Annotated in this window: 12 protein-coding genes and 1 tRNA gene; 1 reads left to right on the top strand and 12 read right to left on the bottom strand. The window is 44.2% G+C overall.

What is annotated here, in order from left to right; all coding sequences use genetic code 11:
• From tilS to nadC, 8 genes are all read right to left on the bottom strand, one after another.
• A partial coding sequence (gene tilS, locus PF479_RS01330; protein ID WP_298001450.1) for a tRNA lysidine(34) synthetase TilS occupies positions 1 to 571 on the bottom strand: 571 nt, incomplete at its 3' end.
• On the bottom strand, positions 552 to 1154 hold the full coding sequence (pth, locus tag PF479_RS01325) for an aminoacyl-tRNA hydrolase (protein ID WP_298001449.1): 603 nt from the start codon (positions 1152 to 1154) through the stop codon (positions 552 to 554). The genes pth and tilS, both read right to left, overlap by 20 nt.
• A complete protein-coding gene (locus PF479_RS01320; protein WP_298001447.1) occupies positions 1129 to 1737 on the bottom strand; it encodes a 50S ribosomal protein L25 in 609 nt (202 codons plus the stop codon). The genes pth and PF479_RS01320 overlap by 26 nt, the downstream gene beginning before the upstream one ends.
• 28 nt (positions 1738 to 1765) lie before the next feature.
• Positions 1766 to 1837 (bottom strand) — tRNA-Gln (locus PF479_RS01315).
• A gap of 26 nt (positions 1838 to 1863) precedes the next feature.
• The gene (gene spoVG, locus PF479_RS01310) at positions 1864 to 2145 is read right to left on the bottom strand and encodes a septation regulator SpoVG (protein ID WP_298001445.1); all 282 of its coding nucleotides are present in this window, start codon (positions 2143 to 2145) and stop codon (positions 1864 to 1866) included.
• 37 nt (positions 2146 to 2182) lie between these two features.
• On the bottom strand, positions 2183 to 3073 hold the full coding sequence (gene ispE, locus PF479_RS01305) for a 4-(cytidine 5'-diphospho)-2-C-methyl-D-erythritol kinase (RefSeq protein WP_298001443.1): 891 nt from the start codon (positions 3071 to 3073) through the stop codon (positions 2183 to 2185).
• Positions 3060 to 4652, bottom strand: a complete 1593-nt coding sequence (gene nadB, locus PF479_RS01300) for an L-aspartate oxidase (protein WP_298001441.1) — start codon at positions 4650 to 4652, stop codon at positions 3060 to 3062. The genes ispE and nadB overlap by 14 nt, the downstream gene beginning before the upstream one ends.
• A 3-nt stretch (positions 4653 to 4655) precedes the next feature.
• Positions 4656 to 5492, bottom strand: a complete 837-nt coding sequence (nadC, locus tag PF479_RS01295; RefSeq protein ID WP_298001439.1) for a carboxylating nicotinate-nucleotide diphosphorylase — start codon at positions 5490 to 5492, stop codon at positions 4656 to 4658.
• A 96-nt stretch (positions 5493 to 5588) separates the two neighbouring features.
• On the opposite strand from nadC, the gene PF479_RS01290 reads away from it, so the two are divergent.
• Entirely contained in the window at positions 5589 to 5882 is a 294-nt protein-coding gene (locus tag PF479_RS01290) for a hypothetical protein (protein ID WP_298001438.1), read from the top strand.
• On the opposite strand, the gene rsfS is transcribed toward PF479_RS01290, so the two are convergent.
• The 4 genes from rsfS to nadD are packed head-to-tail and all read right to left on the bottom strand — an operon-like array spanning position 5852 to position 8546.
• A complete protein-coding gene (gene rsfS / locus PF479_RS01285; RefSeq protein WP_298001436.1) occupies positions 5852 to 6241 on the bottom strand; it encodes a ribosome silencing factor in 390 nt (129 codons plus the stop codon). The genes PF479_RS01290 and rsfS overlap by 31 nt on opposite strands.
• The gene (locus PF479_RS01280) at positions 6231 to 7409 is read right to left on the bottom strand and encodes an LCP family protein (protein WP_298001434.1); all 1179 of its coding nucleotides are present in this window, start codon (positions 7407 to 7409) and stop codon (positions 6231 to 6233) included. The genes rsfS and PF479_RS01280 overlap by 11 nt, the downstream gene beginning before the upstream one ends.
• Positions 7406 to 7984 (bottom strand): bis(5'-nucleosyl)-tetraphosphatase (symmetrical) YqeK, encoded by a 579-nt coding sequence (gene yqeK / locus PF479_RS01275; RefSeq protein ID WP_298001433.1) that lies wholly within the window; start codon positions 7982 to 7984, stop codon positions 7406 to 7408. Before yqeK ends, PF479_RS01280 begins: the two co-directional genes overlap by 4 nt.
• Positions 7974 to 8546 carry a nicotinate (nicotinamide) nucleotide adenylyltransferase gene (gene nadD / locus PF479_RS01270; RefSeq protein ID WP_298001431.1) on the bottom strand — a complete coding sequence of 191 codons (573 nt, stop codon included), beginning with the start codon at positions 8544 to 8546 and terminating at the stop codon, positions 7974 to 7976. The genes yqeK and nadD overlap by 11 nt, the downstream gene beginning before the upstream one ends.

The raw sequence follows: 8546 nt of genomic DNA, 5'->3' as shown, positions 1-8546 counted from the left end.
TGAATTCCAGATATTGGATGAGCGAATCTCTGTCAATGTGTATGAGCGGGCGGATCAAAGCCTCCCTACTTTCAGGGATTCCTTTCAAACCATCCAGTCCCGCGCCGGAGAATAGACGCATGATGATCGTTTCTTCCTGATCATTCCGATTATGGCCAAGAGCCGTGACAGAACCTGGGGGTGAGAGTGTTTGTAATTTTTTAAAAAAACGATAACGAAAGAGCCGGGCCGCCCCTTCAAGGCCGCAGTGTTTTCTGCTGGCATACTGCTTCAAAAGCCCGGAACTCAATTTTTTGATATGAAGGGGTATTTGTAAATCTAGAGTCAGTTTTTTGACAGAATTATCTTCGATGGATGTTTCCGACAGAGGTCTGATTCCATGATTGACATAAGCCGCCTCAAGATCATAACCAAAGTCTTTCTGAAATCTTTTCAGAAGAAAAAGCAAAGCCGTAGAATCAGGCCCCCCTGAAAAAGCGGCGATAATCCGGAAGGGAAGAATCCTATCCTTTAACTGAGTGCTCAGGGTTTCATGAAAAAGAATTTCAACTTTATCTTGAATTGATTTCATTCAAAAGCTGCTCCAAAGCTGTTTCAGTCGAATTCATGATGAGACAGGCAGCTCGGGAAAGAACAGAGTCCACAAGTCTGCGGTCCTCCTGAGAAAATAGACCCAGAACATGATCAACGACTGAGCTTTCCTTCTCCGGTCTTCCAATGCCGATGTAAAGTCTGTAAAACTCCCCTGTCCCCAGAAAATGCATCACCGACTTCAAGCCATTATGCCCCGCCGATGAGCCCTTTGGTTTCATCCTGACCCGACCGGGAATAAGATCCATATTGTCAGTCACAATCAAAACATTCTCGACCTGAAGGGAATATTTCTTCATAAGATAGGGAAGGATCTCTCCAGAACGGTTCATATAGCTGAGGGGTTTAACAAGGTGTATTCGACGATTCCCTTTGAGCACAGAACTGTATAGATAATTCCGGAAAAGGGGTTTCTGAAGTAACAAATTGAGCTGCTCTGAAAGCAGCTCAATCAAATCAAACCCGGCATTATGCCGGGTTTTCTCATAAACTGACCCGGGATTTCCCAGACCAATAATTAACAGATCAGAATAAAGATTATTCTGCTGCGCCTTCTTCTGCAACAACTTCTTCTTCGTCTTCAGTTTCAACAACAACTGCCTTTGGTGAAGTAACAACAACAATAGTCTGGGTTTCCATATTCAGGATTTTAACACCATCTTCTACGGGAACCTGACTGACATGAATAGAATCACCCGTTTCCAATTGAGAAATATCAAGTTCTATAGCTTCAGGAAGATCCTTGGGCAAACACTCAATTTCAAGCAGATGCAATTTCTGCTCCACTATTCCACCTTCCTTGGCTCCGATGGAATTTCCGATCAGGTGAATAGGAACGTGAGTCTTAAGGGTTTTACCTTTTTCAAACTCATAGAAATCGATGTGTTTTATTGTCTCGGTTACAATATCATCATCAATAGCTTTAACAAGAACTTCAATGGTCTTATCACCAAGTTCCAGTTTAATAACCGTGTTTTCTGTAACAACTTTAAATTTCTTACCAAACTCAATGGCATTTACCGCAATATGAAGAGGATTCGTATGTCCGTAGACAACGGCAGGAATTAAACCTTCACTCCTCAATTTTTTGGCAGGACCTTTCTTAAATTCTGTTCTTTCAACAACAGAAAGGGATTTCTGCTCCATCTTCAACTCTCCTTCGAATAACAGATACCTTGGACGGCAGGGTTCGAACCTGCGAATGCCGGGATCAAAACCCGGTGGCTTACCACTTGCCGACGTCCAAATTTTGTTTTTTTTTACATATCAACCCTACCCTTCATCCATACCATCGGACTCCGGTTCCAGGTTATTATATTCATCCAGAATTCTGTCCTGAAGAACAGTTCTGAAGTCTGTATTTATGGGATGAGCAACATCCTTATACACACCATTTTTTGTTTTCCTGCTTGGCATGGCAATGAAAACTCCACTGTCTCCTTCAATTATCTTTACATTGTGAACAACAAAAGACTCATCAAAAGTAACAGTGACATATGCCTTGAGTTTACCGTCAGCATTGACCTTACGAATGCGGATGTCAGTAATTTCCATACAGCTCCTCCTACCGCTTTAGCGCAATATACATTCATTATATTACAACTGCATCAGGAATGCTATTAAGGAAATTAATTCTTTCAACAAATGGAAACTGCCCTGTTAATGACCGTTCCGCATTCATCGCTGATCTTTGCGTTGGGAAGAGCCCGAATAAGGCGCTGCCGCTTCCAGATAAACCAACAAATATAGCTTCTGCATCATAAAGAAGTTTGAAAATAAACTCAAGAGGTTTGTTCCCTTTTCTGTAAGTTTCCATAAAGCTGTTGAAGAAGGGCCAATCAGATGGTTTCGAGTGAAGATAGGACTCGATCATATCTTCTTTAGACAGAACATATTGACTTAGAATTCCAGCCTCCATGGCACGGTCAACTGCCCGATAGGCAGACCTAGTGGAAACGCCTTCTCCAGACCCTTGAATAATGACTCCAAAAAGATTCGGAATATTCTTCATTTCTTCAAGAATCTCACCCCTGCCACTGACAGCGGCTGAAGGATATTTCAAAAAAAAAGGAACATCACTGCCCAGGCGGGAAGCCATAGCAAAAAGGACTTGTTCCCCCGGGTTATGATCTAGAAGAAGGACTAATCCCTTGAGAACCGCGGCGGCATCGGAGGAGCCGCCACCCAATCCGGCTTCGCTGGGTATTCTCTTTTCCACCTGAACCAGAATACCTCTGTGATCAGGGCAGCTTTCCCGGAAGATGTTGATCGACTTATAGATCAGATTCTCCTCAGGGGGGCAGGGAAAATCTCCCTGGATAAGGATTTCTTCTTCCTGATCTGTCAACTCAAGCCGTATATCATCAAACAAGCTGACTGCCTGAAAGAGAGAGCAGATATCATGAAATCCATCAGACCGGAGCCTGCCTACTTCCAGATGAAGATTGATCTTGGCTGGAGCCTGTATACTAACTCTCTTCATGAGGAGCTTCCCCTCTGACAATAAAATGACAGCCCCGGGAATGACGGTTATTATAGGCGGCCTTGGTTATAACCGATGCGGCGAGAACTGAGTTTCGAAGCTCGACCAGATCTCTGGTCAGTCCGGCCTGCCGATAAAAACGGTCGATTCGATGGGCGTGATAATTCAAATCAGACAGAGCTCTGGACAGGCGTTTGGTGGATCGGATAATGCCCACATAATTCCACATAAGGCTCTTAATTGTATGGACATCACTTTTGATCAGGATGGGATCCACTTTATCCTCGTTCTCAGGAAAAATCCATTGAGGAATGGACCGCCGCATCTGAAGGGTGGGTCTCTCAGCTTTCTCAGAAATAGACCAGCCCGAACGGAGTCCCAGGACAAGCCCCTCCAGGAGAGAAATCGATGCCAGACGATTAGCACCATGAACCCCGGTACAGGCTGTCTCTCCCACGGCATACAAACCGGGAATCGTTGTTTGTCCATCCATATTCACCTTGACTCCACCGCAGAAATAGTGAGCCGCAGGAACAACAGGAATAGGTTCTTTCGTGATATCCAGGCCGACATCCAGACACTTGCTGTAAATTCCGGGAAACCGCTTTCTAATATCAATAGACATCCGAGGGGTATCCAGATAGACATAGGAGGAACCGCAGCGCTCCATCTCCATATAAATGGACCGGGCAACTTCATCCCGGGGTGCCAGATCTTTGAGACTCGGATTGTATCTCTCCATAAAGGGTTCCCCCTTTTTGTTGATAAGAATAGCCCCCTCTCCCCTGACAGCCTCTGAAATCAGAAAGTTTTCTGCATCCCGGTGATAAAGAGTCGTAGGATGAAACTGAACATATTCTGAATTGATCAGACTGGCACCTGCCTGATAAGCCATGGCGATGCCGTCACCGGTTGCCACCGAGGGATTGGAAGAATGGAGATACAGATGCCCGATCCCCCCTGTTGCGAGAACGACAGCAGCTCCAAAGACAGGACTCACCGCTTTTGTTTCACAGTTCAGGATATAGGCTCCGATGATACGGTTCGTACCATATCGGGCCTGAGTATCCGTAGAATGATGACAGCTGGAAATAAGGTCGATTGCCATATGGAAGGGGAAAATCTGTATGCCCTTCATTTTTTTGACATAAGACAGCATGCCTTCTTCAATAGCTTTCCCGCTGGTATCCCTGTCATAGTAGATACGACGCACAGAATGAACGGCCTCACGAGCCAGATCCAGTTTTCCTTCACTGTCTCTTGAAAAAGGAATTCCCAATTTTTCCACAAGATATTCGTCCACGAGCCCGGGACCAGTCTGGGATAGGAGATTCACAGCCTCCGTGCTATTGAGAAAATCTCCGGTCTTGATGATATCCTCAGCGAGAAGTGAGGGACTGTCATCACGACCTGTACCGACAATCCCCCCCTGGGCATAGAGAGTATTTGTCTCCTCAAGGTCTTTCGATTTACTGAAAATTCCGACTTTCAATCCTTTTTCGCTGGCCGTAATAGCCGAAGCCAGGCCAGAGATTCCAGTCCCCAGGATAATAACATCAAATTGATCGTTTTCAGGCACTAGCTACTCCATCACAAGAGAAAAGTCGAAAGCCGTCACAGAATGGGTCAGTTTTCCAATAGAAATGTAGTCCACACCAGTGTTGTTGTATCTTTTTATTTTTTCAATATCCATATTCCCGGATGCTTCAAACTCGAGACTCCCTTTTCTGAGAGAAACGGCCTGGGATGTCAGTTCAGGGCTCATATTATCAAGCATAATCACATCGATACGGCAATCCAATGCTTCTTTCACCTCTTCAAGGGTCCGGCATTCCACCTCGATCCTGTAGTGATCACCCCATTTATCCCTGACTCGTGAGACAGCAGAGCTGATTCCGCCGGCAGCATCGATGTGGTTATCTTTGATCATGATCATATCATACAGTCCCATCCGGTGATTCTGACCTCCGCCCATCCTGACGGCATACTTGGAAAGGGATCTGTAACCCGGGAGTGTTTTTCTGGTATCCAGAATGACAACATTCCCCTTGTCCTCCGCGGCTTTTATATGCTCTGCCGTACAGCTGGCAATTCCAGAAAGAAAGGAAAGGAAGTTGATGGCGGTTCTTTCTGCTTCCAATACGGCAGCGACCGGGCCACTTACCGTAGCTACGATATCTCCCGGTCTTAAAGTAGTCCCGTCGTCCATCTTTTTCCGGACTTCTATCCGTGAATCCACACTGAGAAAAACCTGGGAAAAAAAGGAGATCCCCGCCAGTATTCCTGTATCCTTACTTTTCAATAAAGCCGTCATTGTTTCGTCGTCATTAAATATAGCTCTGGATGTGATATCTCCCATGTCCTGGAGATCCTCTTTCAGGGCTAATTTCATTAATTCATTAAAATTCTCATCATTCATAATAAAAATCATTTTAATTTATATATCTACGGTTGGCAATATTAACAAAAAATGATATTAAATTTCTACGAACTTCCGCCCTCCAAGGATTATTACATGATTCATTCAGACTCGGATTTGAAAGATGCTTCGGTTTTGCCATTTATGTATTTTACCACAGCAGAAGAAGACGATCTCTTAGAACAGGGTATTGATGCTTTTGATGAACAGATGGACAAAGAGTATGATGACGGTATCGCTCAGTCAAACATTGATGATCATCTTGAAAGAGAAATTGATCAGGATGATGAAGAAGGAGTGCTGGACGATGATGATAAGATTCTTCCATTCATCTACAATGATGAATTGGAAGATTATGATCAGTTAGAAGATGAAGAGATGGAAGAATAATCTTCTTCCTTGAAAATCAGTTCTGACTCAAACCAGATACCTTCCAGATCATAATACTCCCGGGCTTCGGCAGTCATTATCTGAATAACGAGGGAACCACAATCCATAAGAATCCACTGATTCTCATCTTTCGTGCCTTTGCTGTTACGTATAAACAGATGTTCATCCGCTTTTAACAGATCCAGGACTTTCTGATAAATTCCTCTGAGGTGTACCCGGCTGGTTGCCGTTACAATGATCATATAATCGGTCCAGGAACAATGTCCCACCAGATCGAGAACAATAGGGTTCAGACCTTTCGCCTCTTGTACTGCACTCAAAGCACTGCTCCAGAGATCAGCCCCTTTTTTATTTAACATATCTTCCATCAAAATCCTTTCCTAATATAATTATAATATCCACTGTTTCATCCCGATTCTGGTCAACATCCGTAAAGATTCTTTGACATTTGATGAGATTGGCAACCCTTTGAGCCGCAGCCGGGTCTCCTTTCTTATCCAGAATAACCGTATTTTCATATCGGTTTGAATCGGCATTCTTGACAGATGCGATTTCATAACCGTAACTTTTAAAAACCTGAGCCGTTCTACTCCCCAGACCGTTTCGCGATGTTCCGTTTTGGATTTCCAATGACAATATCAGTTTTTCATCCTTAAGTACATCGAAATCAGAGAGGGAATCCTGCATTTGTTTTACTGTTTCACGTAAAAGCTTACCATCATAGTGTGGAAAGTAGAGAATTTGAGAATCTACCTTCCGGCTTGTCCCCAGAACCTGTTGAAAAACAACCCTATCGACTTCAAGGGACGCGAGCTCATGCAGGAAAGAATCTAAAGATTTATCATCAAGATTCGTATTTATCTCAGGATAGATATATTCAATAAAGGATTCTGAAAACCGGGGGCTGTACATCAGGTTCAGTTTCTTAAGAATTCCCAAGATCAGTTCATGCTCCCGCTTGATCCTCTCGTCAGAAGACTCTCCGTCAATTCTGTAGATCAGGTAATCCAGAGCCTTGTCCCCATCAAGATTCACACTGCCCGAAGGAAGGAGGATTCTCCTGTTTTCATTCAGAACCTCCACAGGATTTGGAAGAAAGATCTCAATCCCTTCAATATAATCAACAAGACTGACTAGCGCTTTAGTTTTGATCTGTATAAAAAAATCCGGTTCTATCCCTGTGAGCAGGCCAATCTGATTCAGATAATAGGAAGGATCTTCGGAATTATAGAGGGTATCAATTCTATCGACTCTGTTAAGAGAGCGTATAAGAGCTCCCGTCTCTTCCGGAATATTCAGAAGAGCTCCTTTCTTGGTTTCAGGATGATAGTAATAGAGTTCCGTCACTATCGGACGTCCATCTTTCTCAATGATAAGAACTGTGTTTATGAGCCTGTGATCATTAATCATTTCCTTATAATCATCAATTTTCATAGTGAGGAGAATATAAAGTGACAATCCTGCCAGAATGAGAAAAATAAGAATCAAAAGCAGCAGGGATAAATCGGGTGCACGTCGGTCTTTCATGGACACACATTGTACCTTTTCTTCAGGATTTGGTACAACTCCCTGCTGTCTGGAGCGAGGTCAGCCTTTTTTCTGAGAAGGTACAGATTCATGGAATCCAATATGGACAATACCAGGCCCTCCAGGGACAGTGTCAGCAACTCATCCCGATCAAGATCGGTTAGATGGCTTCTTCCAGGTTCCATGTAATCTGCTGCAAAAACGATCAACCCTGGACCATCCAGAACCGGGTGTCCTGTAGTGTGATACCGGACTGCATTTAAGATGGAAGGATCATCCTGTCCGTAATGTTTTCTCAAGTACCAGGCGGATGCGAATCCATGAAGCAAGACAGGATGAGAAAAATGAAAAGGAGAGAGCTCGTCCTGATCAAGCAGAGCCCATTCAAGTATCGTTTCGGCCCTCTGTTCCCTGGCAAGATCATGAGCCAGTGCGGACAGACGTACTTTTTCCGGATCAATAGAAAAATGATGGGCCATAAAAACCGCATAATCTGCAGTTCTCAAGCAATGATCCCAGCGGCGGCGGCTGAGAAACCCGGGACCATCTGAGAGAAGATCCTGTTCAAGCCCCATATAGACCTTCCCTACGGATATATTCCAGCACCGCCGGTGCAAGATAATCGGAAGCATTGCCCTTGGCAGCCAGGATTTTTCTTATTTCGGAAGAAGAGACCTGATAAATTGAATTTTGGAAATAGCGATGGGGAAAGGGAAAAACCAGATCTTCAGGATTTCCCCTGTGACATATGATGATATCTGCTTCTTCTGCCAGGGTTTCTGCCTTATACCAGCGATGAAATCCACTGACCAGATCATCACCTATGATGAGACCCGGCTTCTCGCCATGGGTATATCTTTCTTTTAAATACCGGATTGTATCGATGCTGTAGGACACACCCTTCCGTTGATATTCACAGTCAGAAACAAAGGAATTTCCCCAATCCTCCAGGGATAGTTCCACCATCCTGAACCGATCATGAAAGCTGACATGCCCCTTAATATCCTTGTGTGCCGGTTTATAGGAAGGAACAAGAACAAGCTTGTCATAGGCGAATTCCAGGCGGACAGCCTCTGCAATTTTAAAGTGTCCCAGATGAGGAGGATTGAAAGTCCCCCCCAGCATGACCAGTTTCAT

This window comes from Oceanispirochaeta sp., assembly GCF_027859075.1.
Taxonomy (GTDB): domain Bacteria; phylum Spirochaetota; class Spirochaetia; order DSM-2461; family DSM-2461; genus Oceanispirochaeta.
The sequence above is the reverse complement of the archived record's forward strand: the minus strand, read 5'-3'. Positions and strand labels throughout refer to the sequence as shown.